24 protein-coding genes are annotated in these 26,627 nt (G+C 68.4%); 10 read left to right on the top strand and 14 right to left on the bottom strand.

All coding sequences use genetic code 11. The features are described from left to right. Window positions 1-2,105: acyl-CoA dehydrogenase family protein (locus tag HNO80_RS13530; protein ID WP_175323363.1), on the top strand; the 2,105-nt coding region annotated here is incomplete at its 5' end. A gap of 95 nt (window positions 2,106-2,200) precedes the next feature. Here HNO80_RS13530 and glgA read toward each other — a convergent pair. Beyond that, window positions 2,201-3,400, bottom strand: coding sequence for a glycogen synthase (gene glgA, locus HNO80_RS13525; protein ID WP_349627356.1), 1,200 nt, complete (start codon window positions 3,398-3,400; stop codon window positions 2,201-2,203). Between the two features lie 102 nt (window positions 3,401-3,502). On the opposite strand from glgA, the gene glgC reads away from it, so the two are divergent. The 3 genes from glgC to HNO80_RS13510 all read left to right on the top strand — a co-directional run bounded on the left by glgC (window position 3,503) and on the right by HNO80_RS13510 (window position 7,090). Beyond that, a complete protein-coding gene (glgC, locus tag HNO80_RS13520) occupies window positions 3,503-4,921 on the top strand; it encodes a glucose-1-phosphate adenylyltransferase (protein ID WP_175323362.1) in 1,419 nt (472 codons plus the stop codon). Between the two features lie 100 nt (window positions 4,922-5,021). Continuing rightward, the gene (locus tag HNO80_RS13515; protein ID WP_175323361.1) at window positions 5,022-6,515 is read left to right on the top strand and encodes an SDR family NAD(P)-dependent oxidoreductase; all 1,494 of its coding nucleotides are present in this window, start codon (window positions 5,022-5,024) and stop codon (window positions 6,513-6,515) included. A gap of 107 nt (window positions 6,516-6,622) precedes the next feature. Then, entirely contained in the window at window positions 6,623-7,090 is a 468-nt protein-coding gene (locus HNO80_RS13510; protein WP_175323360.1) for a pyridoxamine 5'-phosphate oxidase family protein, read from the top strand. A gap of 45 nt (window positions 7,091-7,135) precedes the next feature. On the opposite strand, the gene HNO80_RS13505 is transcribed toward HNO80_RS13510, so the two are convergent. Further along, on the bottom strand, window positions 7,136-7,579 hold the full coding sequence (locus tag HNO80_RS13505; RefSeq protein WP_175323359.1) for a universal stress protein: 444 nt from the start codon (window positions 7,577-7,579) through the stop codon (window positions 7,136-7,138). 362 nt (window positions 7,580-7,941) lie between these two features. Between HNO80_RS13505 and HNO80_RS13500 the strand changes: the two genes are divergently transcribed. Further along, window positions 7,942-8,676: a response regulator gene (locus tag HNO80_RS13500; RefSeq protein ID WP_175323358.1), complete on the top strand. Its 735-nt coding sequence runs from the start codon at window positions 7,942-7,944 to the stop codon at window positions 8,674-8,676. A gap of 48 nt (window positions 8,677-8,724) precedes the next feature. Here the strand turns inward: HNO80_RS13500 and HNO80_RS13495 are convergent, their stop codons facing one another. Continuing rightward, window positions 8,725-10,422, bottom strand: coding sequence for a GAF domain-containing sensor histidine kinase (locus HNO80_RS13495; protein WP_175323357.1), 1,698 nt, complete (start codon window positions 10,420-10,422; stop codon window positions 8,725-8,727). Between the two features lie 160 nt (window positions 10,423-10,582). Here HNO80_RS13495 and HNO80_RS13490 point away from each other — a divergent pair, with 160 nt between their 5' ends. After that, window positions 10,583-11,068, top strand: a complete 486-nt coding sequence (locus HNO80_RS13490; RefSeq protein ID WP_175323356.1) for a pyridoxamine 5'-phosphate oxidase family protein — start codon at window positions 10,583-10,585, stop codon at window positions 11,066-11,068. 34 nt (window positions 11,069-11,102) lie between these two features. Here HNO80_RS13490 and HNO80_RS13485 read toward each other — a convergent pair whose 3' ends face one another. The 3 genes from HNO80_RS13485 to HNO80_RS13475 are packed head-to-tail and all read right to left on the bottom strand — an operon-like array spanning window position 11,103 to window position 14,465. Further along, window positions 11,103-11,954 (bottom strand): transglutaminase family protein, encoded by an 852-nt coding sequence (locus HNO80_RS13485; RefSeq protein WP_175323355.1) that lies wholly within the window; start codon window positions 11,952-11,954, stop codon window positions 11,103-11,105. Further along, a complete protein-coding gene (locus HNO80_RS13480; protein WP_175323354.1) occupies window positions 11,951-12,877 on the bottom strand; it encodes an alpha-E domain-containing protein in 927 nt (308 codons plus the stop codon). Before HNO80_RS13480 ends, HNO80_RS13485 begins: the two co-directional genes overlap by 4 nt. Beyond that, window positions 12,870-14,465, bottom strand: a complete 1,596-nt coding sequence (locus HNO80_RS13475; RefSeq protein ID WP_175323353.1) for a circularly permuted type 2 ATP-grasp protein — start codon at window positions 14,463-14,465, stop codon at window positions 12,870-12,872. Before HNO80_RS13475 ends, HNO80_RS13480 begins: the two co-directional genes overlap by 8 nt. A gap of 153 nt (window positions 14,466-14,618) precedes the next feature. Here HNO80_RS13475 and HNO80_RS13470 point away from each other — a divergent pair, with 153 nt between their 5' ends. Both HNO80_RS13470 and pepN read left to right on the top strand, forming a co-directional pair. Beyond that, complete coding sequence (locus tag HNO80_RS13470; RefSeq protein ID WP_502707857.1) at window positions 14,619-15,644, top strand: YeiH family protein; 1,026 nt, start codon at window positions 14,619-14,621, stop codon at window positions 15,642-15,644. A gap of 54 nt (window positions 15,645-15,698) precedes the next feature. Next, window positions 15,699-18,329 carry an aminopeptidase N gene (gene pepN / locus HNO80_RS13465; protein WP_175323351.1) on the top strand — a complete coding sequence of 877 codons (2,631 nt, stop codon included), beginning with the start codon at window positions 15,699-15,701 and terminating at the stop codon, window positions 18,327-18,329. Window positions 18,330-18,349: 20 nt separating this feature from the next. On the opposite strand, the gene lplAB is transcribed toward pepN, so the two are convergent. The 5 genes from lplAB to HNO80_RS13440 all read right to left on the bottom strand — a co-directional run bounded on the left by lplAB (window position 18,350) and on the right by HNO80_RS13440 (window position 22,381). Beyond that, a complete protein-coding gene (gene lplAB / locus HNO80_RS13460) occupies window positions 18,350-19,453 on the bottom strand; it encodes a lipoate-protein ligase LplAB (RefSeq protein WP_175323350.1) in 1,104 nt (367 codons plus the stop codon). A gap of 112 nt (window positions 19,454-19,565) precedes the next feature. Further along, window positions 19,566-19,823, bottom strand: coding sequence for a type B 50S ribosomal protein L31 (locus HNO80_RS13455; RefSeq protein WP_056739465.1), 258 nt, complete (start codon window positions 19,821-19,823; stop codon window positions 19,566-19,568). Between the two features lie 151 nt (window positions 19,824-19,974). Next, entirely contained in the window at window positions 19,975-20,784 is an 810-nt protein-coding gene (locus tag HNO80_RS13450; RefSeq protein WP_175323349.1) for a TrmH family RNA methyltransferase, read from the bottom strand. A 7-nt stretch (window positions 20,785-20,791) separates the two neighbouring features. Next, window positions 20,792-21,577, bottom strand: a complete 786-nt coding sequence (locus tag HNO80_RS13445; protein WP_175323348.1) for a sulfite exporter TauE/SafE family protein — start codon at window positions 21,575-21,577, stop codon at window positions 20,792-20,794. 18 nt (window positions 21,578-21,595) lie between these two features. Beyond that, the gene (locus HNO80_RS13440; RefSeq protein ID WP_175323347.1) at window positions 21,596-22,381 is read right to left on the bottom strand and encodes an ABC transporter ATP-binding protein; all 786 of its coding nucleotides are present in this window, start codon (window positions 22,379-22,381) and stop codon (window positions 21,596-21,598) included. A gap of 133 nt (window positions 22,382-22,514) precedes the next feature. Between HNO80_RS13440 and serB the strand changes: the two genes are divergently transcribed. Then, a complete protein-coding gene (gene serB / locus HNO80_RS13435) occupies window positions 22,515-23,411 on the top strand; it encodes a phosphoserine phosphatase SerB (protein ID WP_175323346.1) in 897 nt (298 codons plus the stop codon). A 106-nt stretch (window positions 23,412-23,517) separates the two neighbouring features. Here serB and HNO80_RS13430 read toward each other — a convergent pair whose 3' ends face one another. Beyond that, the gene (locus tag HNO80_RS13430; RefSeq protein WP_175323345.1) at window positions 23,518-24,282 is read right to left on the bottom strand and encodes an SDR family oxidoreductase; all 765 of its coding nucleotides are present in this window, start codon (window positions 24,280-24,282) and stop codon (window positions 23,518-23,520) included. Between the two features lie 456 nt (window positions 24,283-24,738). On the opposite strand from HNO80_RS13430, the gene HNO80_RS13425 reads away from it, so the two are divergent. Beyond that, window positions 24,739-25,131: a DUF5655 domain-containing protein gene (locus HNO80_RS13425; RefSeq protein ID WP_175323344.1), complete on the top strand. Its 393-nt coding sequence runs from the start codon at window positions 24,739-24,741 to the stop codon at window positions 25,129-25,131. A 79-nt stretch (window positions 25,132-25,210) separates the two neighbouring features. Here HNO80_RS13425 and HNO80_RS13420 read toward each other — a convergent pair whose 3' ends face one another. Next, window positions 25,211-25,630 carry an Hsp20/alpha crystallin family protein gene (locus HNO80_RS13420; RefSeq protein ID WP_175323343.1) on the bottom strand — a complete coding sequence of 140 codons (420 nt, stop codon included), beginning with the start codon at window positions 25,628-25,630 and terminating at the stop codon, window positions 25,211-25,213. A 181-nt stretch (window positions 25,631-25,811) separates the two neighbouring features. Continuing rightward, the gene (gene fabG / locus HNO80_RS13415; RefSeq protein WP_175323342.1) at window positions 25,812-26,537 is read right to left on the bottom strand and encodes a 3-oxoacyl-ACP reductase FabG; all 726 of its coding nucleotides are present in this window, start codon (window positions 26,535-26,537) and stop codon (window positions 25,812-25,814) included. Window positions 26,538-26,627 lie beyond the last annotated feature (90 nt).

Below are 26,627 nucleotides of genomic sequence, written 5' to 3'. Positions count from 1 at the left end.
CGCCCCGGACCTTCCCCGCCGCGGGCCCCGCTGCCGGAGCCCCCGCCGTCGACGTCGCCGCCCTCGGCGAACAACTGCTGGGCAAGTGGGCCGCGGTCCGCCGGCAGGCCCGGGACCTGGCCGGCCGGCCGGAACTGCACAAGACCGAGGGGCTCACCCACACCGAGCACCGCCAGCGGGTCTTCGGCCAGCTCAAGATCCTGGTGGAGAACGGCGCCGTGCACCGGGCCTTCCCGGCGGAGGTCGGCGGCGCGGACGAACACGGCGGCAACGTAGCCGGCTTCCAGGAACTCGTCATCGCCGACCCCTCGCTGCAAATCAAGGCCGGCGTGCAGTGGGGCCTCTTCGGCTCCGCGGTGAACCACCTCGGCACCGAGGAACACCACAAGAAGTGGCTGCCGGGCATCATGAGCCTGGACATCCCCGGCTGCTTCGCCATGACCGAGACCGGACACGGCTCGGACGTCGCCAGCATCGCCACCACCGCCAGCTACGACGCCGCCACCGAAGAGTTCGTGGTGCACACGCCCTTCCGCGCGGCCTGGAAGGACTACATCGGCAACGCGGCCATCGACGGACTGGCCGCCGTCGTCTTCGCGCAGCTGATCACCAACGGCGTCAACCACGGCGTGCACGCGTTCTACATGGACCTGCGCGACCCGGAGACCAAGGAATTCCTTCCCGGCATCGGCGGCGAGGACGACGGCGTCAAGGGCGGCCTGAACGGCATCGACAACGGCCGGCTGCACTTCAACCAGGTACGCATCCCGCGGACCAACCTGCTCAACCGTTACGGCAACGTGGACGCAGACGGCACCTACAGTTCGCCGATTGCCAGCCCCGGCCGCCGCTTCTTCACGATGCTGGGTACCCTGGTCCAGGGCCGGGTGTCGCTCGATGGCGCCGCCGTGACCGCGTCCAAGCTGGCCCTCAAGACCGCCATCCAGTACGCCTCCGAACGGCGCCAGTTCAACGCCTCCTCCGCCACGGACGAGGAGGTCCTGCTGGACTACCAGCGGCACCAGCGCCGGCTGTTCAGCCGGCTTGCGACCACCTATGCCGCGAGCTTCGCCAGCGAACAGCTGCTGCAGAAGTTCGACGACGTGTTCTCCGGCCGGAACGACACCGACGAGGACCGCCAGGACCTCGAGACCCTGGCCGCCGCGCTCAAGCCTCTCAGCACCTGGCACGCCCTCGACACCCTGCAGGAGTGCCGCGAAGCCTGCGGCGGCGCCGGCTTCCTGATCGAGAACCGGTTCGCGTCGCTGCGCGCCGACCTCGATGTCTACGCCACCTTCGAGGGCGACAACACCGTGCTGCTGCAGCTGGTCGCGAAGCGCCTGCTGGCGGACTACGCCAAGGAATTCCGCAACGTGGACTTCGGCGTGCTGGCCCGCTACGTCGTCGGGCAGGCGACCGGCGCCGCCATCCACCGGACCGGCCTGCGCGGCGTCGCCCAGTTCATGGCGGACTCCGGCTCGGTGCAGAAGGCCGCCAGTGCGATCAAGGACGAGGCCGGCCAGCGGGCCCTGTTGACCGAGCGCGTCCAGGCCATGGTGGCCGAGGTCGGTTCGGCGCTCAAGGGCGCGAACAAGCTGCCGCAGCAGCAGGCCGCCGCGCTGTTCAACAGCCACCAGAACGAACTCATCGAGGCGGCCCAGGCGCACGCCGAGCTGCTGCAGTGGGAGGCCTTCACCGACGCGCTGGGCAAGGTCGCCGACCCCGGCACCAAGGCGGTCCTGACCTGGCTGCGCGACCTCTTCGGGCTGTCCCTGATCGAGAAGAACCTGTCCTGGTACCTGATGAACGGCCGGCTCTCGATGCAGCGCGCCCGCACCGTGGGCGAGTACATCAACCGGCTGCTCGTGAAGATCCGCCCGCATGCCCTGGATCTGGTGGATGCCTTCGGTTTCGGCCCGGAGCACCTCCGCGCAGCGATCGCCACCGGGGCGGAGAAGACCCGCCAGGACGAGGCCCGGGAGTTCTTCCGCCAGCAGCGTGCCAGCGGCCACGCCCCGGTTGACGAGAAGATCCTGCTGGCCCGCACGGCGCGCGAGGGGAAGGCCAAGTCCGGGAAGGCCAAGTCCGGGAAGACGCGCAGCTAAAAAACAGCGCGGCTAGATACCAGCACAGCTAGACAGCAGAGCACGACGACGGCGCCGCCCCCTTGCCGGGGCGGCGCCGTCGTCGTGCTGCGTCGCTACTGCGGAAGGACCGAGCGGTAGACCTCGAGGGTGGTTTCGGTGATGGATTCCCAGGAGAAGTGCTCCTCGGCCCGGCGGCGGCCGGCCTGGCCCATCGCGCGGGCGCGCGCCGGGTCGGAGACCACCTCGGTCAGGGCCGCGGCAAACTCCGTGACGAACTTCTCCGGATCCAGCGGGGTGCCGGTGCCGTCGGTGACCTGTTCGAGCTGCACCAGGAGGCCGGTCTCGCCGTGCTGGACCACCTCCGGAATACCGCCGGTGGCGCTGGCCACCACCGCGGCGCCGCAGGCCATCGCTTCCAGGTTCACGATCCCGAGCGGTTCGTAGATGGACGGGCAGGCGAACGCGGTGGCGTGGCTGAGGACCTGGATCAGCTCGCGGCGCGGGAGCATCCGCTCCACGAGGATCACGCCGCTGCGCTGGCCCTGCAGTTCCTCGATCAGGCGGGCGGTCTCCGCGGCGAGTTCCGGTGTGTCCGCGGCGCCGAGGCACAGCACCAGCTGGACGTCCGCGGGGAGCTTTGCGGCGGCCCGGAGCAGGTACGGGACGCCCTTCTGGCGGGTGTTGCGTCCCACGAAGACGACGCTCGGCCGCTCCGGGTCAATTCCCAGGGCGCGGACCACGTCCTCGTCCTCGTCGCGGTTCCAGAGGCTGACGTCGATGCCGTTGTGGACCACGCGGACCTTCGCCGGGTCCACCTCGGGGTAGCTGCGCAGGATGTCCTGGCGCATCCCTTCGGACACGGCGATGATCGCCGCGGCGGACTCGTAGGCGGTCTTCTCCACCCAGGAGGACAGGGCATAGCCGCCGCCGAGCTGTTCGGCCTTCCAGGGCCGCAGCGGCTCCAGGCTGTGGGCGCTGAGCACGTGCGGGATGCCGTGCAGCAGCGAGGCGATGTGCCCGGCCATGTTGGCGTACCAGGTGTGCGAATGCACGAGGTCCGCGCCGGCGATGTCCGGGACGATCCTCAGGTCCACGCCGAGGGTCTGCACGGCGGCGTTGGCGCCGGCCAGGTCCTCCGGCACGGCATAGGACGTCACGGTGGCCCCGTGGTAGTCCGGAGTGCGCGGGGCACCGAAGGCGCGCACCTGCAGATCCACTCTCTGGGCCAGCACGCGGCTGAGTTCGGCCACGTGGACGCCGGCGCCCCCATAGATTTCGGGCGGGAATTCCTTGGTCACAATGTCTATTCGCACAAACCCCAAGGTAGTCCTTCCGGCTGATCTGTTCTAGTGTGAAGAGGTCCGGGCACACCGGACGGTTTTTGGGGAGCAACGAAGGCGTTCAGGAGCGATCACATGCCGCAGCAAAAGAAAGTCTTGGCCATTGTCCTCGCAGGTGGCGAGGGAAATAGGCTGATGCCGTTGACGGCCGACCGGGCCAAGCCGGCCGTTCCGTTCGCCGGAAGTTACCGGCTCATTGATTTCGCCCTTTCCAACCTGGTGAATTCCCGGTATTTGCAGATTGTCGTCCTGACGCAATACAAATCCCACAGCCTGGACCGGCACATTTCCGAAACGTGGCGCATGTCCACCCAGCTCGGGAACTACATCGCCTCCGTGCCCGCCCAGCAGCGCGTCGGCAAGAGCTGGTTCCTGGGCAGCGCCAACGCCATCTACCAGTCCCTCAACCTGATCCACGACGCCAACCCCGACATCGTCGTCGTGGTCGGCGCGGACCACGTGTACCGGATGGATTTCGCGCAGATGGTCGCGCAGCACGTCGCCAGCGGCGCGAAGGCGACGGTGGCGGCCGTACGCCAGCCGCTGCACATGGCCGACCAGTTCGGCGTGATCGAGGTGGACCAGGAGAACCCGGAGAAAATCGCCGCCTTCGTGGAGAAGCCGTCCTCCACGCCCGGGCTCGCCGCGGACCCCACCCAGTTCCTCGCGTCTATGGGCAACTACGTCTTCAACGCCGACGCCCTCGTCGAGGCGCTGCATGTCGACGCTGAGCGGCTCGACACCAAGCACGACATGGGCGGGGACATCATTCCGTACTTCGTCGACCAGGGCGAGGCCGGCGTGTACGACTTCACCCTCAACGACATCCCCGGCTCCACCGAGCGTGACCGCACCTACTGGCGCGACGTCGGCACCATCGATTCGTTCTACGACGCCCACATGGACCTGATCTCCCCCGTGCCGGTGTTCAACCTGTACAACTCGGAATGGCCGATCTACACGCGCCAGAGCATCTCGCCGCCGGCGAAGTTCGTCCGCGGCGAGGGCGGCACCGTGGGCACGGCCCTGGACTCGATCGTGGCCAGCGGCGTCGTTATCTCCGGCGGCATCGTGGAAGGCTCGGTGCTCTCCAATGACGTCTACGTCGGCACGGCCAGCCGGGTGCTCGACTCGGTGCTGATGGACAAGGTGCAGGTCGGCGCGGGCGCCGTGATCAAGCGCGCTATCGTCGATAAGAACGTCCGGATCCCGGCCGGTGCCGCGATCGGCCTGGACCCCGAACTGGACCGGGCGCGCGGGTTCAAGGTCACCGACTCCGGCATCACGGTCCTGGCCAAGGGCCAGGAAGTTCCCGAGCCCGGCGACGCCGAACGTTCCCTCTCCGCAGCCAACCTGTACCTCGTGCCGGATGCCGTGAAGACCGCCACCGAGAACTGGCCGGCCGGCCGCGAGTCCGTGGAAAAGGTCGGCGAGGTGCACGCCGCCGCCGTCGGCGTCGAGCCTCCCGGGAAGTCCTCCACCAAGGCGTACTAAGCCGCGGGCCGGAGCCGGGGCCGCCAGTCGGCGCCCCCGGTTCCGGGCCAGCAATCTCCGGCGTCGGGCCGGGTGCGTTACAGGCTGTAAAATTGGCCCAATGAGCTCTCCCGATCTGCCCCCCGTGCCGGCCAGCGATTCACCGGCCCCCGCCGAGTTGACCGCCGCGGAAATCGCCGCCTGCCTCAAGGTGCTGAACAGCATCCACGTCTACGACGAGGAACACCCGGACTACGTTTCGATCCGCCGCGCGACCGGGAAGATGTTCAAAGCGGTCAAGCGGCACCGCCGGACCACCAAGCGGGACCTCATCGCCGAGGCGGACCGTGCCGTCATCGCCCAGACCGCGACCGCCGCACCGGACCGGATCGACGACGAGACCCGCGGCAACAAGCTGGCGACCTCGGCCACCGGCGAGGTCGCGGGCCACCTGATCAGGTCCCGGCCCTGCTACATCTGCAAGCAGCACTACACGCAGGTGGATGCGTTCTACCACCAGCTCTGTCCCGAGTGCGCCCTCTTCAGCCACAGCAAGCGCGATGCCCGGACGGACCTGAGCGGCCGGCGGGCGCTGCTGACCGGCGGACGGGCCAAGATCGGCATGTACATCGCCCTCCGACTGCTCCGCGACGGCGCCCACACCACCATCACCACGCGCTTCCCGAAGGACGCCGCCCGGCGCTTCGCCGCGATGGAGGACAGCGCCGACTGGCTGCACCGGCTGCGGATCGTGGGCATCGACCTGCGTGACCCCTCGCAGGTCATGGCGCTGACGGACTCCCTCGACGCCGCGGGGCCGCTGGACATCATCATCAACAACGCCGCCCAGACGGTCCGGCGCTCGGGCAACGCGTACAAGCCGCTGGTCGACGCCGAGGACGAAGCGCTGCCCGCGGAGCTGCAGGCGGCCAACGGGGGCCCCGAACTGGTCACCTTCGGCCACGCCCATGACAAGCACCCGCTGGCCCTGGCCAGCTCGGTCTTGGACCACCCCGTGCTGGCCGGCGACGCCATCACCTCGCTGGCGCTGTCCACCGGCTCCGCCTCGCTGGAGCGGATCGCCTCCGGCACCGCGATCGACGCCGGCGGCCTGGTCCCGGACCTCGCCAGCATCAACAGCTGGACCCAGGTGGTGGACGAGGTGGATCCGCTGGAGATGCTTGAAGTGCAGCTCTGCAACGTGACCGCCCCGTTCCTGCTGGTAAGCCGGCTGCGCGGGGCGATGAAGCGCTCCACCGCGCGGCGGAAGTACATCGTGAACGTCAGCGCCATGGAGGGCCAGTTCTCCCGCGCCTACAAGGGACCGGGGCACCCGCACACCAACATGGCCAAGGCCGCGCTGAACATGATGACGCGGACCAGCGCCAAGGAAATGCTCGACTCCGACGGCATCCTGATGACCGCCGTCGACACCGGCTGGATCACCGACGAGCGGCCGCACTACACGAAGGTCCGGCTGATGGAGGAAGGGTTCCACGCCCCGCTGGATCTCGTCGACGGCGCCGCGCGGGTCTACGACCCGATCGTCATGGGCGAGTCCGGCGAGGACCAGTACGGCGTCTTCCTGAAGGACTACAAGCCCAGCCCCTGGTAGGGCCGGGCTGTCGGGTCCGTTTCGCCGTGGACCAGCAGGCCGTCCGTCCCGGCGCCACGGGCCTTATGGCCCTAATGGGGCCCCTGGCCTGTCCGTAACGTGGAGCTGTGAATACGACGACGCCTCCGCCAAATTTCCAGCTGTCCATCGACCAGTGCTGGGTGCTGCTCGACAGTGAAGTGGTCGGGCGGATTGCCCTGATCGTCGACGGCCATCCGGAGGTATTTCCGGTGAATTTCGTCCTGCAGCGCCGCTCGATCGTGTTCCGCACCGCCGGCGGCACCAAGCTGTGGGGCGCCATTACGGCCAAACCGGTTGCCTTCGAAATCGACGGTTACGACTCCCACGAGCAGACGGCGTGGAGCGTCGTCGCCCGCGGCGAAGCCGAGCTGATCGAAGACCAGGCGGACAAGGACGCGGTGGACGAGCTGCTCCTGGAGCCCTGGCAGCCGGGTGAAAAGAACTACTACGTGCGACTGGCGCCCAAGGCCCTCACCGGGCGCCGCTTCAAGGTCAACAACCCGGATGTCTGGCACACGCGGTTGGCGGACCCGCGGCGGGCCTCTTTCGAATAGACCAGCTGGATGCGGGCCGCCCGGGGCGGCCCCCGTCAGCCCTGGCTAACGCTTTTCCGGCGTGTGCACCACCAGTACGGGGCAGTGCGCGTGCGCCACGAGGGCGGAGCTCACCGAGCCGAGCAGCAGGCCTCCGAAACCGCCGTGCCCGCGCCGGCCCAGCACCAGCAGGTCCGCGTTCCGGCTCTCTTCCAGCAACATGCGGCGCGGATGCCCCTGCACCAGGCGTGTTTCCACATTGGCGGGGGTGGCTTCGCCGAAGGCCTTCACCACGGTCTCTTGCAGGATTTCACCCGCCCGGACGTCGAAATCGTTGATTCCCATGGCGACGTAGCCGTCGTACACCGGCGGAACGTCCCAGCAGGCCAGCGCCACGATGTTGGCCGAGAGCGGGAGGGCCAGCCGCTGCGCCTGCCGCAGCGCCTCCACCGAAGCGTCCGATCCGTCGACTCCGACCACGATGGTCCGGATGCCCGTAGCCTCGCTCATGACTGGTCCCTTCGCGGTGCCCCCATGGCACGTAGCTCCAAGGATTCCGGCGCGCGGATCCGCAGGCTAGGGCCGAAAGTCACCGCGGCGGCCCGGCAGGCCCGGCGCCGTGGGCCGAACGGCCCTTGTCCGGGGGCGCGGGCCGGCCGCAGACTTGCAGTGCGCGGCGAAGAAATATTCCCGCTTCGCGACCATTGAGAGCGACTGGAGCCCACAATGGAAGGTACGAATTCACCGCAATTCAGGGATCAGCAAGCAGGGTCCCGCACAAGTTGGACGGACGCGGTCTGCCACGGACCTGCAACGCGAGCTGGGGAGCTCCGTGGGACCGGTGGCAGCGACAGCGCCCGGACGGGAGAAACATGATTGCTTGGGCAGATGCCGGTCTCACTGCAACCGAAGGCCATCCGGCCGTGATCCGTGTGTTCATCCTCGACGACCATGAGCTGGTTCGCCGGGGACTCCAGGAACTCCTGGAAGGCGAGGGGTTTCTGGTGGTGGGCAGCTCGGGGTCAGCAGTCGAGGCCACGCGGCGGATTCCTGCCTTGCACCCGGACGTTTGCGTCCTGGATGCCCGGCTGCCCGACGGCACCGGTATCGAGGTCTGCCGGGACGTGCGTTCGATCGATCCCTCGCTGAACTGCATCATCCTCACCAGTTTCGACGACGAACAGGCCCTGCGCGGCGCCGTCCTCGCCGGAGCCTCAGGCTACGTCCTGAAGGAGATCGGCGGAACCGACCTGATCGGCGCCCTGCGCCGCGCCGCCGCGGGCGAATCCATCTTCGAGGACGGTGTGGCCGCCGGGATCGTCGAAAGCCTGGTGGAAACCGAAGAGGTTGATCCCCGGACCGCGTCCCTCACGCCCCAGGAACGCAGGGTGCTGGAGCTGGTCGGCGGAGGGCTCACGAACCGCCAGATCGCGGCGGAGATGTTCCTGGCCGAAAAGACCGTCAAGAACTACGTCTCATCCCTGCTGGCCAAGCTGGGCTTCGAGCGCCGCACCCAGGCGGCGGTCTTCATCGCCAGCCCGGCCGGCGCGGGAACGCCCGCCACCGGCACGGCGGCCGAGGCCGGCCGGCAACACAGCAGCCGTTGAGGGCGCCTCCGACAGCCGCCGCCAGGGTCAACGCCACGTCAACGCCGGCTAGAGCGGGACGGACCATTCGACGCTGGTTCCGGCGTCCGGCGCCGTCGTGATGGTGCACTGGCCGTCCAGCATCCGCGCCCGGTCCTCCAGATTAGCCAGGCCGTTTCGCTCCAGGCTGTCATTGAAGCCGGAGCCGTTGTCCGTGATGACCACCGTGACCTGGCCCTTGATGACGGCGACGGACACCGAGATGGCGTCCGCACCGGAATGCCGGATGGCATTGCTCAGTCCTTCGGAGACCACGGCCACGACGTTGTCCGCCTTGTCCGGCGTGACGGCGTCCACCGGACCGGTCAGCGTCAGTCGGGGCGTGAAGGGCATGGACTTGGCGGAGCTTCGGGTCACCCGACGGATCCTGCCGCTGAGGAGTTCCGTTTCGCCGCTGCTGCTCTTGAGCGAGTAAATCGTGTCGCGCAGGCTGCGGATCGCTTCGTCCAGTTCGCCGGTGATATTGCGGATCCGCTCCGTCGCGAGTTCGTCCTTGGTGAAGCGCGTCAGGCTCTGCACGCTCAGGCCGGCGGCGAACAGCCGCTGGATCACGAGATCGTGCAGGTCCCGGGCGATCCGGTCCCGGTCCGTGAACACCAGCAGTTCCTCGCGGAGCCGGTGCACGCGGGCGAGCTCAAGGGCGAGGGCCACGTGCGAGCCGAAAACGGCGCCCATCTCGACGTCGGTGCGGGCGTAGCGCAGCGACTCCGGTTTGCGGGCCAGCAGCAGCAGGCCGTGGTGGGCGCCCTGCGTGCTGAGGGCCACCGCGAGCAGCGGCCCCAGGCCGCCGCCGTCGATCCCGTCGAGCACCCCGGCCGCGTGGTCGAACATGACCGGCTCGCCGCCGGAGAGCACATCCTGCAGCTCGGGCGAGTCGAGGCAGAGCGACGTGCCGGAGAAGTCCTTGGCCCCCTCCCCCGCGGCCCCCGCCACGATGTAGCCGGGCCCGGAAACGGCGGGCGCCACAATCAGCGCCAGCGCCGATTCTGACTCCAGCAGCGCCCGTGCCGCGATCGGATCGAGGCCGCCCGAGGAATAGTCGCGGTCGCTGCCGAGCATCAGCCCGGACACATCCATGCACGCTTCCAGCCAGCGAGCACGCCGGCGGGAGTCGTCGTACAGTTTGGCGTTTTCGATCGCGACGCCGGCGGCGGCGGCCAGCGCGACCGCAAGCGCCTCGTCCTCAGCGGTGAAGTCTCCGCCGCCTTCCTTCTCCGTCAGGTAGAGGTTGCCGAACACGGTGTCCCGGACCCGGACCGGCACGCCGAGGAAGGACTGCATGGGCGGGTGGTGCTCCGGGAATCCGTAAGCCTCCGGATGTTTGCGCAGGTCGTGCAGCCGCAGCGGCCGGGGATCGCTGATCAGCAGGCCCAGCACCCCGTGCCCGGTGGGCAACGGTCCGATCTGTTGGGCGAGTTCGCCGTCAATTCCGACGGTGATGAAGTGGCTCAGGGCGTGGTCATCGCCGATGACGCCGAGGGCGCCGTAGCGGGCGTGCAGGAGGCCGCAAGCGGACTGCACCACGCGTTCCAGGACGGCGTCCAGGCTGAGATCCTCGGCTACGGCGACGACGGCTTCGAGCAGGCCCGCCATGCGCTCCTGGGACTGGAGCAGCTCTCCGGCGCGGGAGACGAAGTCCTTGAGCAGGTCCTCGATCCGGGGGTTGCCGGAACTGAAGACTTCCGGGCTGTTATCAGGTGAATGCATCTACATTTGCCCCAATCCTCACGACGTACATCCGCGCCGATGACGTGTTGCCAGAATACCCCGATACCTTCCGATCGGACCCTAAAAGCCCGGGGATTATTACGCCGCCGGGCCGTTATGCCCTAGCCCGATCGTCACCGCCTCACGTAGGCTCGGCGCCATGAGCACCGATCCGAAACCGGCCGCAGGCCAGCCCCATGAAGTCGAAAACCTGGACAACCACGAGTGCTGGAGGCTGCTGCGCAGCGTGACCGTGGGCCGGATGGCCGTGTGGGTGGACGACCATCCGGACATCTTCCCGATCAACTACAAGGTGGACCACGGCACTCTCGTTTTCCGCACCGCGGAGGGGACGAAGCTGCAGGCCGCTACGGGCGACACAGCGGTTGCGGTGGAGGCCGACGGCGTCGATGCGGACAGAGGCATCGCCTGGAGCGTGGTCATCAAGGGCCAGGCCGCCGCGGTGAAGAATCAGGAGGAGATCCTGGACACGGTGGGTCTGCTGCTGTTCCCATGGCAGGCCGGCAAGAAGGACCACTTCGTCCGCATCACCCCGGATTCGATCACCGGCCGGCGTTTCAAGATTGTGCCGCCGCTGACATGGTGGACGCCGCTGGACGACGCCACCCGCTCCGGCTTCGAGTAGGAACAAGCCCATCCACGGATAGGGTTGGGACCGTTCAGGCCAGCCGGGTGATCTCCACCGTCACTGACAAGGCAGACCCTCCGCCGCCGGACAGAATGCCCTTCAGCGGCGGCACGTCGCGGTAGTCGCGGCCGCGCGCCACCGTCACATGGAAGTCCCCGGCCGGCTTGTGGTTGGTCGGATCCCAGCTGCGCCATTCCCCGTCCCACCACTCCAGCCAGGCATGCGACTGCCCGGCGACCGTCTCGCCGAGATCCGCCGTCGCACGCGGGTGCAGGTAGCCGGAGACGTACCGGGCCGGGATCCCGCAGCTGCGCAGTGCCCCGATGGCCAGATGGGCGAGGTCCTGGCAGACGCCCTGGCGCTGGGTCCAGGCCTCCTCGGCGTTCGTGGTGACGCCGGTGGAGCCCTTCATGTAGCTCATCTCGCCGCGCATCCATTCGAAGACGGCCATGGCAGCCTCGTGCGGGTTGCGCCCTTCGACGACGCCGGGGACGATCGCCAGCACCTCGGCGCCGGGGCCTGTCAGCTGCGACTGCGGTATCCAGTCGCTGAACTGGTTGAGCGTCTCGGGCGAGGACAGCACGTCCCAGCCGACGATGTCCGCCTCGGCCGGGATCCGCTCGACGCGGTGGACCTCCACCGTGGTGGTGGAGAGGACCTCGAGGTGGTCGTGCGGCATCTGCATGTCGAAGGCCGTCACGCGGGTGCCCCAGTAGTCGCGGTAGCTGCTAAGCGCCGCCTGCGACGGCGAAACCTTCATCGAGGACTCCAGCACCACCTGCTGCGGGTCCGTCAGCGGCGTCATCCGGGCTTCGTTGTAAGAGAGCGTGACACGCTTGTTGTACTTGTACGCGGTCTTGTGGGTGATGCTGAGCCGGGTCATGAAACTTCTCCCACCCAGGCCAGTTCGTCTGCCTGATTGAAGTACTTACGGGAAATGGCGTCCGAGGCCTGCGACACGGCCTTCTGCACGCGCTCCATGTGCTCCGGCAGCTCGGACATCAGGTCGTCGGTGCGGTGGAACTCAAGGAAGGTCCGGGCCTGGCCCACGATCCGGCGGGCGTCATTGATGAAACCGACGCGCTGCGCCGAGGGGTCCAGCTTGGCGAGGCAATCGTCGGCGTCGCGCAGGGCGTAGACAATGGACCGCGGGAAAAGCCGGTCCAGCAGCAGGAACTCGGCCGCGTGCTGATCGCCGAAGGCGGCCCGGCGGGTCCGCAAAAAGGATTCGTACGCGCCGGCGCAGCGAAGCATGTTCACCCAGGACATCCCGGCCGAGAGCACATCCCGGGTCGAGAGCATGCGCGCGGTCATGTCGGCCCGCTCCAGCGAGCGTCCCAGGACCAGGAACAGCCAGCTTTCGTCGTGGCTGACCGTGGTATCCGCAAGGCCGCTGACCATCGCGGTGCGTTCCAGCACCCAGTTGCAGAAGCGGTAGGTTCCCACCACATCCTTGCGGTGCTGGTTCAGCCCGTAGTAGGTGGTGTTCAGGCTCTCCCAGAGACCCGAGGACACGGTTTCCCGGGCGCGCCGGGCGTTCTCACGAGCGGCACCCAGTGAACCGGCGATCGAGGTGGCGCTGTGCTTGTCGTAGGCCAGGGCGTGCAGCAGCTCGTCCAGGCCGAAGTCCTCGGACTGCGGCCGGGCGCCCATGACGGCGAGGAGTTCCTGCGCGACGCTGCGCTGTTCCTCCATCGGCAGGTGATTCAGCCGTTCGAGGTGGACGTCCAGGATCCGGGCGGTGCCGTCCGCGCGTTCCACATAGCGGCCGATCCAAAACAGTGACTCGGCAATACGGCTAAGCATTCTCGGCTACCTCCTGCGCGTCGGACATCTGCTGCTGTTGCTGTTCTTTCTGGCTGTCACGCCAGTTGCTCTCCACCGGCCAGACCGAGACCCGCTCGCGGACCGCGATGGCAGGCCGCGGGATGACCTCGACCGGGACCTGCGGGGAGTCCGCCAGCACCCAGGTGTCCTTGGAACCGCCGCCCTGGCTGGAGTTCACGATCAGGGACCCCTCCTTGAGCGCCACCCGGGTGAGGCCGCCGGGCAGGACCCAGACGTCGTCGCCGTCGTTCACCGCGAAGGGGCGCAGGTCCACGTGCCGCGGACCGAACTTGTCGCCGCTGAGCGTGGGCACGGTGGAGAGCTGCAGCACCGGCTGCGCGATCCAGCCGCGCGGGTCGGCGATGATGCGCTTGCGCAGGGCCTCGAGCTCGTCCCTGGACGCGTCGGGGCCGATGACGAGGCCCTTGCCGCCCGAACCGTCGACCGGCTTGACCACCAGCTCGTCGAGCCGGTCCAGCACGTGTTCGCGGGCTTCCTTCTCCTCGAGCCGGAAGGTATCCACGTTGGCGATCACGGGTTCTTCGCTGAGGTAGTACCGGATCAGGTCCGGCACGTAGCTGTAGACCAGCTTGTCGTCCGCGACGCCGTTGCCCACCGCATTGGCGATCGTGACGCCGCCGGCGCGGGCGGCGTTGACCAGCCCGGGGCAGCCGAGCATCGAGTCGGAGCGGAACTGCAGCGGGTCCAGGAACTCGTCGTCGATCCGCTTGTAGATCACGTCCACCCGCTGTTCGCCGGCGGTGGTGCGCATGTAGACCCGGTTGCCGCGGCAGATCAGGTCCCGGCCCTCGACGAGCTCGACGCCCATCAGGCCGGCCAACAGGGTGTGCTCGAAGTAGGCACTGTTGAACACGCCGGGGGTCAGGACCACGACGGTCGGATCGTCAACGCCGGACGGCGCAGTCTTGCGCAGTGCGGACAGCAGCCGGCGCGGGTATTCCTCCACCGGGCGGATCAGCTGCTGGCCGAACGCCTCCGGCAGGCCCTTGGCCATGGCGCGGCGGTTCTCCAGGACGTAGCTGACTCCGGACGGGACGCGCACGTTGTCTTCCAGGACGCGGAACGTTCCGGCCGCGTCGCGGACGACGTCGATACCGGAAATGTGTACGCGCACGCCGCCAGCCGGTTCGAAACCGTGGACCTGGCGGTGGAAGTGGGCGCTGGTGGTGACGAGCTGCCGCGGGATGACGCCGTCGGCGACGACCGTCATTTTGTCGTACACGTCGTTGAGGAAGGCTTCGAGGGCCCGGACGCGCTGGGCCACCCCGCGTTCCAGGACGGACCACTCGTCGGCCGGGATAACCCGGGGCACGATGTCCAGCGGGAACGGCCGCTCCTCCCCCGCAAAGTCGAAGGTGACGCCGCGGTCCAGGAAGGTCCGAGCCATCGAGTCGGCGCGGGCGGTGACGTCGGCCAGCGAGAGCTCCTGAAGCGCCCCGGCCACCTGCCCGTAGGAGCGCCGGGCCTGCTGGTCCGGCGTAAACATCTCGTCGTAGGCGCCGCTGCGGCCGGCGGCCTCGGAGTAATCCTGGAAAAGGTCAGACATGCCCACTAGCCAACCATCTTTTCGTTACGAAATCATTTCGGCGCATCCCGTGGGGCGTGTTGCGGCTCACACGCCCGTCCGGGTTTGCAGCGGTTCCGTGTTGCGCTTCGATGTTTGCCCGGAGGTTACGGCATGGTTGGGTGCGTGCCACTTATCCGTCCCGCCTTCCTGCAGCGGCGCCCGGGCCGGCTGAAGCCGTTGCTGCCGGGCCTGCTCGCCTGCGCTGCCGCCGTCATCACAGCCCTCGCCGTCCACCTGGCCCTGCCCGCGCTGCCGGCCATGACGGTGGCGGTGGTGCTGGGGCTGCTGGCCGCGAACCTGCCCGGCGTGTCCGACTGGAGCGCCGGATCCGGCCGGCCCGGGCTGGACTTCGCCGGGAAGCACCTCATGCGCAGCGGCATCGTGGTGCTGGGGCTCAAGGTCAGCGTGGTGGATGTCCTGGGCCTGGGCTGGCCTTCGCTGCTGCTGATCACCGGGGTGGTGCTGGCGGCCTTCGCCGGCACCTACGGCATTGGCCGGCTCTTCCGGCTGCCGCCGCCGGTGTCGCTGCTGATCGCGACAGGGTTCGCCATCTGCGGCGCCTCCGCGATCGGCGCGATGGCCGCGGTGCGCCGCATCCGGCAGGCTGACACCGTGCTCCCGATCGCACTGGTCACGCTCTGCGGCACGCTCGCCATCGGCGTCCTGCCGCTCCTGATCGGCCCGCTGGGGCTGGGCCCGGAAGCTTTCGGGGCCTGGGCCGGCGCTTCGGTGCACGACGTCGGGCAGGTGGTCGCCACCGCGCAGACCGCCGGGGCCTCGGCGCTCGCCGTCGCCGTCATCGTCAAACTCACCCGGGTACTGCTGCTCGCCCCCATGGTCGCCGCGGCGGGCATCCACCACCGGATCGGGTCCGACGACGGCGGGAAGCTCCCGCCGGTCGTGCCGCTCTTCGTGGTGGGGTTCATCGCCATGGCGGCCCTGCGGTCCACCGGCTGGCTCTCCCCCGCGGTGCTCGGGACGGCCGCCGTGCTGCAGGACGTGCTGCTGGGCATGGCGCTGTTCGGCCTTGGTTCGGCCGTCCGGGTGCGGCACCTGCTGCGCACCGGAACCCGTGCCCTGCTGGCGGCCCTGGCCTCGTGGCTGCTGATCGCCGCGCTGGGCCTGGCCGCCGCCGTCGTCCTCATCCCCGGGCGCTGATACCGACCGCTGATGCCGGCTGTGCCGCGGCACCGCTCGTGATTAGATAGCGGAGTGTCGAACCAGAACCTGCGCCGTGACGAAGCGGCAACCCGCTCAGCCCTGATCACCACCCACAGCTACGACGTGTCCCTCGACGTCCGGCAGGCGGCGGACCCCAAGGTCGCGGGCTATACCAGCCGCAGCGTCATCAACTTCTCCGCCAGCGAGCCCGGCTCCTCCACCTTCCTGGACTTCATTAGCAGCAACGTGCACAGCGTCTTCCTCAACGGCAAGGGCTTGCCGGTGGCGGACGTGGTGGACGGCTCGAGGATCCGGCTGGACAATCTGCAGGCCGAAAACCAGGTCACGGTCACCGGCACTGCCCTGTTCAGCACCTCCGGCGAGGGAATGCACCGCTTCTTCGATCCCGCCGACGGCCAGTGCTACCTCTACACCCAGTACGAGCCAGCCGACGCGCGGCGCGTGTTCGCGAACTTCGAGCAGCCCGACCTCAAGGCCGAGTTCACCTTCCACGTGATGGCCCCGTCCGAGTGGCAGGTGTCCTCCAACGGCGTCGAAACCCTCCGCACCCAGCTGACCAGTGACCCGGCGACAAGCCGCTGGGACTTCGCCCCCACCAAGCCGATGTCCACCTACATCACCACGGTGCTCGCCGGCCCCTACTTCAAGGCCGAGGACGCCTGGCACGGGACCCTCGCGGACGGCACCGCGCTGGACGTGCCGCTGGCCCTCTACTGCCGGGCCTCGATGGCGCCGTCCTTCGACGCGGCGGAACTGTTCCGGCTGACCAAGAACGGCCTGGACTTCTTCAACGAACTCTTCGACTACCCGTACCCCTGGGGTAAGTACGAGCAGGCCTTCGTGCCCGAGTACAACCTGGGCGCCATGGAGAACCCCGGCCTCGTAACGTTCACGGAAAGCTACGTCTTCACCTCCCGGGCGGCCGACTCGCAGTACCAGGGCCGGGCCAACACCCTGCTGCACGAAATGGCGCACATGTGGTTCGGCGACCTTGTCACGATGCAGTGGTGGGACGATCTGTGGCTCAAGGAATCCTTCGCGGACTACATGGGGACCCTCGGCGTGGACCGCACCACGGACTGGGAGACCGCCTGGGTGAACTTCGCCAACAACCGCAAGGCCTGGGCCTACGTCCAGGACCAGCTGCCCACCACGCACCCGATCGTCGCGGACATCCCGGACCTCGAGGCCGCCAAGCAGAACTTCGACGGCATCACCTACGCCAAGGGCGCCTCGGTGCTCAAGCAGCTGGTCGCCTACGTGGGCTTCGAGGCGTTCATCGCCGGCTCGCGCCAGTACTTCCGCGACCACGCCTACGGCAACACCACACTGGAGGACCTGCTGGCCGCGCTCAGCGCCGCGTCCGGCCGCGACCTCGCCACGTGGGCCCGGCAGTGGCTGCAGACGTCCGGCATTTCGACCCTCACCACCGAGATCGAAGAGCACGACGGCATCCTGGCCACCGTGTCCCTGCACCAGCACGCGGTGGACCCGATCACCGGCCGGCAGGAGCCGCGGCCGCACCGGCTGCGGATCGGCCTCTACAACCCCGATGCGGCCGGCGCCCTGGTCCGCACCGACAGCGTGGAGACCGACGTCGACGGCGAACGCACCCTGGTGGGCCAGCTCGCCGGCAAGTCGCGCCCGGCGCTGCTGCTGGTCAACGACGAGGACCTCAGCTACGCCAAGGTCCGGCTGGATCCGCACTCCGAGGCCACCGTGCGCAGTTCCCTGGGGACGATCGGCGATCCGATGGCGCGGGCACTGTGCTGGACCGCGTTGTGGGATTCCGCCCGGGACGCCGTTACGCCGGCGGCCCGCTACGTGGAGGCAGTGCAGCGCTTCGGCCCCGCCGAGACCGGCATCGGCGTGCTCCTGAATGTCCTCGGCAACGCCGGAACGGCGATCGAACGCTACGTTCCCGCGGCCGGGCGGGGCGCCGTCCGCAGCGGCTTCCTGGGCGTGGCCGCCGCCGAACTGGCGAAGGCAGCGCCCGGCTCCGACCACCAGCTGGCCTGGGCGCGCACGCTAGCCGCCACGAGCCGCTTCGACGCCGGACGGCTGGACCTGATCAAGGGCCTGCTGGACGGCAGCACCGTCATCGAGGGCCTCGCCGTCGATGCGGAGCTCCGCTGGAACCTCTGGCACGCCCTCGCGGCCAACGGCCAGGCGGACCCCGCGCAGCTGGACGCAGAACTGGCCCGCGACAACACCGCCTCGGGCAAGTCCGGGCACGCCACCGCCCTTGCGGCCCGGCCTGAGCCATCGGTCAAGGATGCCGCCTGGGACGCCGCCGTGCACGGCACCGCGCTGTCCAACCAGCTGCTCAGTGCCACCATCGCAGGCTTCAACACCGCGCCGGGCGGCCTGCTGGCCGGTTACGTCGAGCCCTACTTCGAGTGCCTCGAGCGGGTCTGGGCGGGCCGCAGCATCGAGATCGCCAGCCGGATCGTCCGCGGCCTCTACCCGGCCGGCCAAGACCTCACCCAGGACCTAACACGGGGCGGCGGGCAGGACGGGACGCCGGAGGGCCACCCGGTGATCGTCCGGACGGATAAGTGGCTGGCCGAGCATCAGGAGGCGCCGCGGGCGCTGCGCCGGATCATCATCGAACAGCGCAGCCAGTTGCTGCGGGCACTCACCGCGCAAGCCGCGGGCTAGGTAGCCGCGCAGCGCGGCGGCTACGGGACCCGGTGCAGCCACTCCGTGGTGCCGAACTTGGTCTCGACCCGCTGCCGGGCAGCGTCAAGTTCGGCCTCGGTGAGTTCCGCCGGCGTCGCCGCGTAACGTTCGGTGAAGACCTCCATCATGGCGGCGACAATCTCGGCGCGGGCCAGTCCGGTCTGCCGGCGCAGCGGGTCAACGCGTTTCTTGGCGCTCGTGGTGCCCTTGTCCGAGAGTTTTTCCTTGCCGATCCGGAGCACCTCGACCATTTTGTCGGCGTCGATGTCGTAGCTCATCGTGACGTGATGCAGCATCCCGCCGTTGGCGAGACGCTTCTGCGCGGCGCCGCCGATCTTGCCCTGGTCGGTCGCGATGTCGTTCAGCGGCACATAGAACGCGCTGATGCCCACCTTTTCCAGGGCCGCCATGACCCACGCGTCCAGGAAACCGTAGGAGTCGGCGAAGCTGATGCCGTCCACGAGCGTCTGCGGCAGGTAGAGCGAGTACGTGATGCAGTTGCCGGCCTCCATGAACATGGCTCCGCCGCCGCTGATCCGGCGGACCACGCTGATGCCGTGCCGACTCACGCCGTCGGGATGGACCTCGTTGCGGACGGATTGGAAGCTGCCGATCACCACGGACGGTTCCTCCCAGTCCCAGAAGCGCAGCGTCGGGTTGCGGCGGCCGGCGCCGACCTCCTCGGTGAGAACCTCGTCGAGGGCCACGTTCACGTGGGTGGGCAGCACGGACGGGCCGATGATGTTCCAGTGGTGGTCGGCCCAGCCGGTGGCCTTGGCCAGGGCCCGGCGGACCGTGATGGCGACCGCCTCGGCGGAGAAACCGAAGAGCACAGCGTCCTCGGGCAGCGCGGCCGTGACCGCCGCGGCAAGGTCGGCCGCGCTGGCATCCTCGGGCAGGCCGGTGAGGCTGCGGTTGATCTCCAGGAGCGCCTCGTCGGGTTCCAGGAAGAAGTCCCCGCTGATCGAGACGTGAGCCAGGACGCCGTCGACGACGTCGAGGTCGACCACCACCAGTTTGCCGCCGGGAACCTTGTACTCGCCGTGGCGGCGGCCGCCGTCGTCCTCGGTGGCGGACACTGCGGGCGAAGGGAAGGAAGTCATACCCTTAATCCTGCCACGCGGCCAGGGTGCAGGTACGCAAAGCGGCCGGGACGCAAAAAGCCCGCACCGTTGCCGGTGCGGGCTTTTCCAAAAGACCTTGGGGTGAAGAAAGTTACTTCTTGCCGCCGAAGCCCTTGAAGCGAGCGTTGAAGCGCTCGACGCGGCCTGCAGAGTCCATGATGCGCTGCTTGCCCGTGTAGAACGGGTGGGACTCGGAGGAGATTTCGACGTCGATGACCGGGTAGGTGTTTCCGTCTTCCCACTCGATGGTCTTCGAGGAAGACACGGTGGACTTGGTCAGGAACTTGACGCCGGAAGCCAGGTCGTTGAAAACAACAGCTTCGTACTTCGGGTGGATATCAGACTGCATAATTGGACCTTTGTTCGCGCAACTGGATTTTGCCAGCTGCCAGGTATGAGTGGGATGGCTGCCCGGCGCCGGAAGGCGCAGCACGGCCAGCTACCAATAATAGCCCAGATCCTCCGACTGGACGAACCGGCCCGCGGGCGGCCGCGCGCTGTCAGTCGCGGGGCCGCAGTTCCCAGAATGCGACGGCGGACGCGGCCGCGACGTTGAGCGAATCTACGCCGGGGCGCATCGGGATTTTCACGGCGAGGTCGACGGCGGCCAGGGTCTCTTCGCTCATCCCGGCCCCCTCGGTGCCAAGCACCAGGGCCAGCCGTTCGGGGTTCCGGGCCGCGAGCACATCGACGTCCACCGCGTCCGGGGTCAGCTCCATGGCGGCTACCAGGAAGCCGTGTTCCTTGAGCACCGCCAGCTCCCCCGGCCACGTGTCGAGCCGGGCCCACGGGACTTGGAACACGGTACCCATGCTCACGCGCACGCTGCGCCGGTAGAGGGGGTCGCCGCAGCGCGGGGAGACCAGCACGGCGTCAAGCCCCAGGGCTGCCGCGGACCGGAAAATCGCGCCGACATTCGTGTGGTCCACGATGTCCTCGAGGACCGCGATCCGGCGGGCATCGGCGAGCAGTTCGGGCAGCGGCACGGGCGCCGGACGGTGCATGGCTGCCATCGCGCCGCGGTGCAGGTGGAAGCCGGTGATCTCCTCCAGGAGCGCGGCCGAGCCGATGTAGGCCGGCACGTCCGGATACTCCTCAAAGACGTCGGCGAGATCCTTGAGCCACTTCTCCGCAAGGAAGAAGGAACGCGGCCGGTGCCCGGCGGCGAGGGCCCGCCGCAGCACCCGGGAGGACTCCGCAATGTACATGCCCTCGGCTGGTTCGCGGAGCTTACGCAGGTGCACGTCGGTGAGCTGGGTATAGTCGGCGACCCGGGGGTCGTCGGCGGATTCGAGGTAGTGGAAGCTCATGGGCCGGTCAATTCACCAGCTTGGCGATCATGAAGCCTAAGGCCACGGTTCCCAGGATGAAGATCACGCCGCGCAGCACTGGCGGCGACAGACGGCGGCCCACCTTGGAACCGACCAGGCCGCCGATCAGCGAACTCACGGCGATCAGCCCGACGGCGGGCCAGCTGATCCGGTCGAAGGCGAAAAGCAGGTAGGACGCTGCGGCGACGAGGTTCACGCCGAGGACCAGGATGTTCTTCATGGCGTTGGCGTTCTGCATCGTCCCGGCCATGAACACCCCGAGGATGCCGACCAGCAGGATGCCCTGCGCCGCCACGAAGTACCCGCCGTAGACGCCGGCGAGGTAGACCAGGACCACAAGCAGGATCCCGTGCCGTTTGTCGCGGATGGCGTGCTCCGGGTTCTCTTCCCGGTTCTGCACCCAGCGCTGCAACTTGGGCTGGAACACCACCATCAGCAGGGCCACCACGATCAGCGCGGGCGCCGCGTAGTGAAAGACCATTTCCGGCAGATGCAGGAGCAGGTAGGCGCCGGTGATGCCGCCCAGCAGTGAGGCGGGCAGGAGCCGGAGCAGCTGGTTCCGCCGCCCTGCCAGCTCCTTGCGGTAGCCCCAGGCGCCGGCCGCGCTGCCGGCCACGAGGCCCATGGCGTTGCTGATCGAGGCGGTCACCGGGGCGAAGCCGAGGGCGATCAGCACCGGAAAAGTCACCAGTGTGCCCGAACCCACCACGCTGTTGATGGTTCCGGCCCAGAGGCCGGCGAAGAAAATGAAGACGCTACTGAGGAACTCCACGCGCTGTCAGTTGACCTTTCAGCGGCGGGCGGTGGCGGTGTACCGGCCGCCGGACACGTTGACGTCGAGGTCGACGCCGAACGTCTTGCTGAGGTTTTCCGCGGTCAGCACGTCTGCCAGCGGACCGGAGGCGACGACGCCGCCGTCGCGCAGGAGCAGTGCGTGGGTGAACCCCGGTGGGACCTCTTCGAGGTGGTGGGTGACCAGTACGATCGCGGGGGCGGCCTCGTCGCGGGCCAGCTCGCTGAGCCGGTGGACGAGGTCCTCGCGGCCGCCCAGGTCCAGGCCGGCGGCGGGCTCGTCGAGCAGGAGCAGTTCAGGATCCGTCATGAGCGCGCGGGCAATCTGCACGCGTTTGCGTTCACCTTCGGAGAGCGAGGCGAAGGGGCGGTTGAGCAGCGGCCCCATCCCCCATTCGTTGAGCAGGGCGAAGGCGCGGCGTTCGTCGTCCTTCTCGTAGCCCTCGCGCCAGCGGCCGGTGACGCCGTATGCGGCGGTCACGACGACGTTGAGGACCTTTTCGTGCTCGGGGATCTGGTTGGCGAGGGCGGCGGAGGACAGGCCGATCCGCGGGCGGAGTTCGAAGACGTCCACGGCGCCGAGGATCTCTTCGAGGATCCCGGCCATGCCGCTGGTGGGGTGGAGACGGGCGGCGGCCACCTGCAACAGAGTGGTCTTGCCGGCGCCGTTGGGACCAAGGATCACCCAACGCTCGCCTTCCTTAACCTGCCAGTCAACCTTGTCCAGGAGCGTTTTCGCCCCACGTACAACGCTGACGGCGGCCATTTCAAGAACATCACTCATAGGAGTAGACACTAGGACAAAAAAGCGGACTACTGATAACCGGGCCGGAGGCCAGCGGGCGGTCTCCCCCGGGCGCGTCACCCGCGCGAAACGAATTCCGGGCGGCTGCGGCGCGCTCGCTAGGATTGAGGCCATGAGTTCGAACGTGACCGCAGTCAGCTACGGCGTGCAATTGTCCCTTCCCGAAGTAGAGCAGCTGCGCCGTTCGCTGTCCGGAGCGGGGCTGTCCGTCGGCGCCGAAAGCACCGCCGGCGACGGTCGCTTCTCGGTCTACTCCGCCGACTGCACGCTTGCGGGCGCCCTGACCGAGGCGGGGCTGGCCGGAGTCCGCCGGAGCGTTGCCGCGGCCGGCGTCGAGGGCGTCGAAACGGCAATCGTTCCCGCTGCCCTGCGGCAGGCACCGCGGAAGTTCCTGATCATGGACGTCGACTCCACGCTGATCCGCCAGGAGGTCATTGAGCTGCTGGCCGCCTATGCGGGCAAGCGGGAGGAAGTGACGGCCGTGACCGAGGCGGCCATGCGCGGCGAACTGGACTTCGCGCAGAGCCTGCACGCCCGGGTGGCGGTGCTCGCCGGGCTGCCGGCCGACGTCGTCGACTCCGTCCGCGCCGAGGTGACACTGAGCGACGGCGCCGCAGAGCTGGTGGCGGCCTTCAAGTCGGCCGGGCACGCCGTCGCCGTCGTCTCGGGCGGCTTCAACCAGATCCTTCGGCCGATTGCCGAGGGACTGGGGCTGGACTACTGGATCGCCAATGAACTGGAAATCGTCGACGGCGCGCTGACCGGCAGGGTGCTGGGCGACGTGGTGGACCGCGCCGCCAAGGAAAAGTACCTGCGCGAATGGGCGGCCGCGGAGGGCATCCCGATGGAACACACCATCGCGGTGGGCGACGGGGCCAATGACTTGGACATGCTTGGCGCCGCGGGCATCGGTGTCGCGTTCAACGCCAAGCCGGCCGTCCGCGCGGTGGCGGACGCCGCCGTGAACATGCCTTACCTCGACGCCGTCCGGCACATCGCCGGCGTTTGAGCGCGGGCCCTAACGCCCGTCGGTGAAGCCGGTCCCTTAACGACAAAAGGCACTTGGCGGCAGTGTTGTTGAAAAACATTGCCGCCAAGTGCCGTCTCGGCGGCTGCTAGTTGCCGGCCGTGCCGGTTGACTTGTCGAAGTAGTCGGCGCCCCCGACGTATTCGGTGTGGCCGGTCTCGACGTCGGCGGTGGCCATCTTGGCGACCTCGGCGGCGAATTCCTTTACCGAATACAGCTTGCCGGCCTCGGCGCGGCGGGCCTCGATGGCGCCCGGGTTGGAGCGGTCCAACAGCGTGGCGGTGACGGTGCCTTCAATCATGTCGCCGGAGACAACCACCAGCGAGATGCCCTTCTCGGCCAGGGCCGGAACCAGTTCGCGGAGCGCGTCCTCGCCGGCGCGCTTGCTGCGGGCTACGGGCTCATACTCGGGCATGGTGGGCACGGTTTCGATGAAGTGGGCCTGGTGGCTGGTCACGAACACCACGCGCGAGCCCTCGGGCATCAGCGGCACGGCGGCATTGAGCATGTTGACCTGGGCGTCGCGGTTCAGCTTGAGCGCGTACCCCTCTTCCATGCCGGACTCCATGCCGCCCGAAGCGTTCAGGACCAGGAGATCCAGTGAGCCGAAGTTCTCCATCGCTGCGCTGGCCAGGGCCTGAACGCCTTCCTGCGTGGTCAGGTCCGCGCCGACGGCTGCAGCCCGGCCGCCCGTGGCCTCGACTTCGGCGACCACCTTATTGGCGCGGGGCGCCTTCTGGCGGTAGTTCACAACGACGGCGGCACCCTCGGCGGCGAGGAATTTGGCGACCTCTGCGCCGATGCCCCGCGATGAACCGGTAACGATTGCGGTCTTGTTGTCCAGCAGTCCCATTCGAGCTCCTTTGTTCCAAACATCCAAATACTGTGGGGTCTGCTGTCCATCATGCCAGCGGCCCGCAGCATTTCGGTTGTCCGGGATCCACAAAGAAGCCGCGCGGGCCTAGTTCGAGTAGCGGCTGGGATTGGTTTTCGGGTTCAGCGCGGGACATGCCCAGCCTTGGCGTGCCCCTACCTCGGGACATGCCCACCGGGTGAGCGCAGCAATGGACATAGTGCCCAAATGTCCATTGGCCGCGGCCACGAGTGGACATGTCCCCCCGGGTGCCGCGGCGAGGAGTGGGCATGTCCCCCGGGTGCCGCGGTTCACGCTCCGCTGGTCCGGCCCAGGGAAACCCGGGCCTCCCGACCGACGGCCATACCCTTCTGTTGCGGCAGGCCGCCAGGGCGTAGGTTCCCGACGGCCGTACGTTCCTGTTGCGGCAGGCCGCCGGGGCGTAGGCTCGCGCCCATGGGGAGCCACGGCATCGAATCCACACCGGAAGAGGTCTTCAGCGGGTCACCCCGCGGCCTGGAGCTGTGCCGCGCCGTGGAACGACTACTCGCGGCGTCCGTTCCGCCCGCAGCGGCCCCGCCCGAGATCAGGGCGACGACGAGCCAGGTCGCCTTCCGCGGACGCCGTCGCGGGTTCGCCTACGTCTGGTGGCCGGGACGCTATGTCCGCTCGGACGTTCCGGCCGTACTGTCCATCGCGCTGCGCAACCGCATCGACTCGCCCCGGTTCAAGTCGGTGGTCAACCCGTCCCCGGGCCTGTGGATGCATCATTTGGAGCTTCGCGCCGAAGAGGACCTGGACGCCGAGGTCGCGGCATGGCTCCGGCAGTCAAGGGACGAAGCCGGCTGAGGCAAGCGATCGCTGCTCGTTCCTCAGCCGGCGGGGGTTCGCCGCGGGCGAGCGGGCGGCCCGCCATATGAGTCCCTGCTCAGCCGCGGTCCACCCGGATTTTCTTGGTGGGCTCGCCCGGTGCCGGCACGGGGGCCGGCGCGCGCACTTCGAGGACGCCGTCCTTGTAGCTGGCTGTGATGTCCTCTTCCTTCGCCCCGGCCGGAAGCGCGATGCTGCGCATGAAGGAGCCGTAGCGGAATTCCGAGTGATAGCCGGTCTTGCTCTTGTGCTCGGTCTTTTCCTCGCGTTCGGCCCGGATGTGGAGCATGCCTTCGCTGACCGACACGTCGACGTCCTTGTCGGGATCGATGCCGGGAACTTCCGCCCGCACCACCAGGGTGTTCCCGTCCTGGAACTGCTCGACCTTAATTGTCGACGCCATCGTCAGGTCGCCGTCGAGGAAGCGGCGGACAGGCTCCAACATGTCCGAAGGCGCCCACTTGCTGAGATCAGCCATAATAATCCTCCTGGGTCCACGCCCCCGCCTTGGCGCGGTCAGGGGCTGTAACCCCATTACACGCCCCCTCGTCGGCGCCGCCTAGGGCCAAAGGCCCGGACCCCGCCCCGCTGCGGACGACTGCGGACGACGCCGCCCGACGTCGTCCGCGGAGCCCGCAAGCCGGCCGCAGAGCCCTTGCCTAGTGGCCCATGCCCAGGCCGCCGTCGACCGGGATGACCGCGCCGGAGATGTAGGCGGCCTCGTCGCTGGCGATCCAGCGGACGACGTCGGCGACTTCCGACGCTTCGGCGAAGCGGCCCGCGGGAACCTTCGACAGGTAGTCCTTCTGTGTGGCTTCCGGCAGTTCGGCGGTCATATCCGTGTTGATGAAGCCCGGCGCCACCACGTTGGCGGTGATTCCGCGACCCCCGAGTTCGCGGGTGAGGGAGCGGGCAATCCCGACGAGGCCGGCCTTGGACGCGGAGTAGTTAATCTGGCCCGGGGCGCCGTAGAGGCCCGAGACGGAGGAAATGAGTACCACGCGCCCCTTGCGTGCCCGGATCATGCCCTTGGAGGCGCGCTTGATGACCCTGAAGGCGCCGGTGAGATTCGTGTCGATGACCGAGGTGAAATCGTCCTCGCTCATCCGCATCAGGAGCGTGTCCTTGGTGATGCCAGCGTTGGCCACAAGGACTTCGACGGGGCCGTGCGCCGCCTCGACTTCGGTAAACGCCGCGTCCACCGAAGCCTCGTCCGTGACGTCTGCCTTGACGCCGAGGATGCCCTCCGGGAGCGTGGCCGCGCTGCGGTAGGTGACCGCTACCTTGTCCCCGTTGGCGAGGAAGGATTCGGCGATGGCCAGGCCGATGCCCCGGTTGCCGCCGGTGATGAGGACGCTGCGGCCGGTGGAGGTTGCTTCAGACATGTTGGGCTCCGGGATTCTGCGGCTCACTGGCACCGCGTTGGGTGGGCTGGATTTTCCTGCCTCCGATCTTAGCCTCCGGCGCGCACCGCC

It is taken from the genome of Arthrobacter sp. C9C5 (assembly GCF_013359735.1).
Classification (GTDB): Bacteria; Actinomycetota; Actinomycetes; order Actinomycetales; family Micrococcaceae; genus Arthrobacter.
This window is presented reverse-complemented; position numbering and strand designations above follow the sequence as displayed.

Coding starts and splice junctions, on each gene's coding strand:
- HNO80_RS13450 (WP_175323349.1), bottom strand. CDS start 20,784: ATGAGCTTCCACTACCTCGAATCCGCCGACGACCCCCGGGTCGCCGAC.
- HNO80_RS13455 (WP_056739465.1), bottom strand. CDS start 19,823: ATGCAGTCTGATATCCACCCGAAGTACGAAGCTGTTGTTTTCAACGAC.
- glgC (WP_175323362.1), top strand. CDS start 3,503: ATGCCGCAGCAAAAGAAAGTCTTGGCCATTGTCCTCGCAGGTGGCGAG.
- lplAB (WP_175323350.1), bottom strand. CDS start 19,453: ATGACTTCCTTCCCTTCGCCCGCAGTGTCCGCCACCGAGGACGACGGC.
- HNO80_RS13425 (WP_175323344.1), top strand. CDS start 24,739: ATGGGGAGCCACGGCATCGAATCCACACCGGAAGAGGTCTTCAGCGGG.
- serB (WP_175323346.1), top strand. CDS start 22,515: ATGAGTTCGAACGTGACCGCAGTCAGCTACGGCGTGCAATTGTCCCTT.
- HNO80_RS13480 (WP_175323354.1), bottom strand. CDS start 12,877: ATGCTTAGCCGTATTGCCGAGTCACTGTTTTGGATCGGCCGCTATGTG.
- HNO80_RS13515 (WP_175323361.1), top strand. CDS start 5,022: ATGAGCTCTCCCGATCTGCCCCCCGTGCCGGCCAGCGATTCACCGGCC.
- HNO80_RS13495 (WP_175323357.1), bottom strand. CDS start 10,422: ATGCATTCACCTGATAACAGCCCGGAAGTCTTCAGTTCCGGCAACCCC.
- HNO80_RS13420 (WP_175323343.1), bottom strand. CDS start 25,630: ATGGCTGATCTCAGCAAGTGGGCGCCTTCGGACATGTTGGAGCCTGTC.
- fabG (WP_175323342.1), bottom strand. CDS start 26,537: ATGTCTGAAGCAACCTCCACCGGCCGCAGCGTCCTCATCACCGGCGGC.
- HNO80_RS13430 (WP_175323345.1), bottom strand. CDS start 24,282: ATGGGACTGCTGGACAACAAGACCGCAATCGTTACCGGTTCATCGCGG.
- HNO80_RS13440 (WP_175323347.1), bottom strand. CDS start 22,381: ATGAGTGATGTTCTTGAAATGGCCGCCGTCAGCGTTGTACGTGGGGCG.
- HNO80_RS13475 (WP_175323353.1), bottom strand. CDS start 14,465: ATGTCTGACCTTTTCCAGGATTACTCCGAGGCCGCCGGCCGCAGCGGC.
- HNO80_RS13500 (WP_175323358.1), top strand. CDS start 7,942: ATGATTGCTTGGGCAGATGCCGGTCTCACTGCAACCGAAGGCCATCCG.
- HNO80_RS13505 (WP_175323359.1), bottom strand. CDS start 7,579: ATGAGCGAGGCTACGGGCATCCGGACCATCGTGGTCGGAGTCGACGGA.
- HNO80_RS13485 (WP_175323355.1), bottom strand. CDS start 11,954: ATGACCCGGCTCAGCATCACCCACAAGACCGCGTACAAGTACAACAAG.
- HNO80_RS13490 (WP_175323356.1), top strand. CDS start 10,583: ATGAGCACCGATCCGAAACCGGCCGCAGGCCAGCCCCATGAAGTCGAA.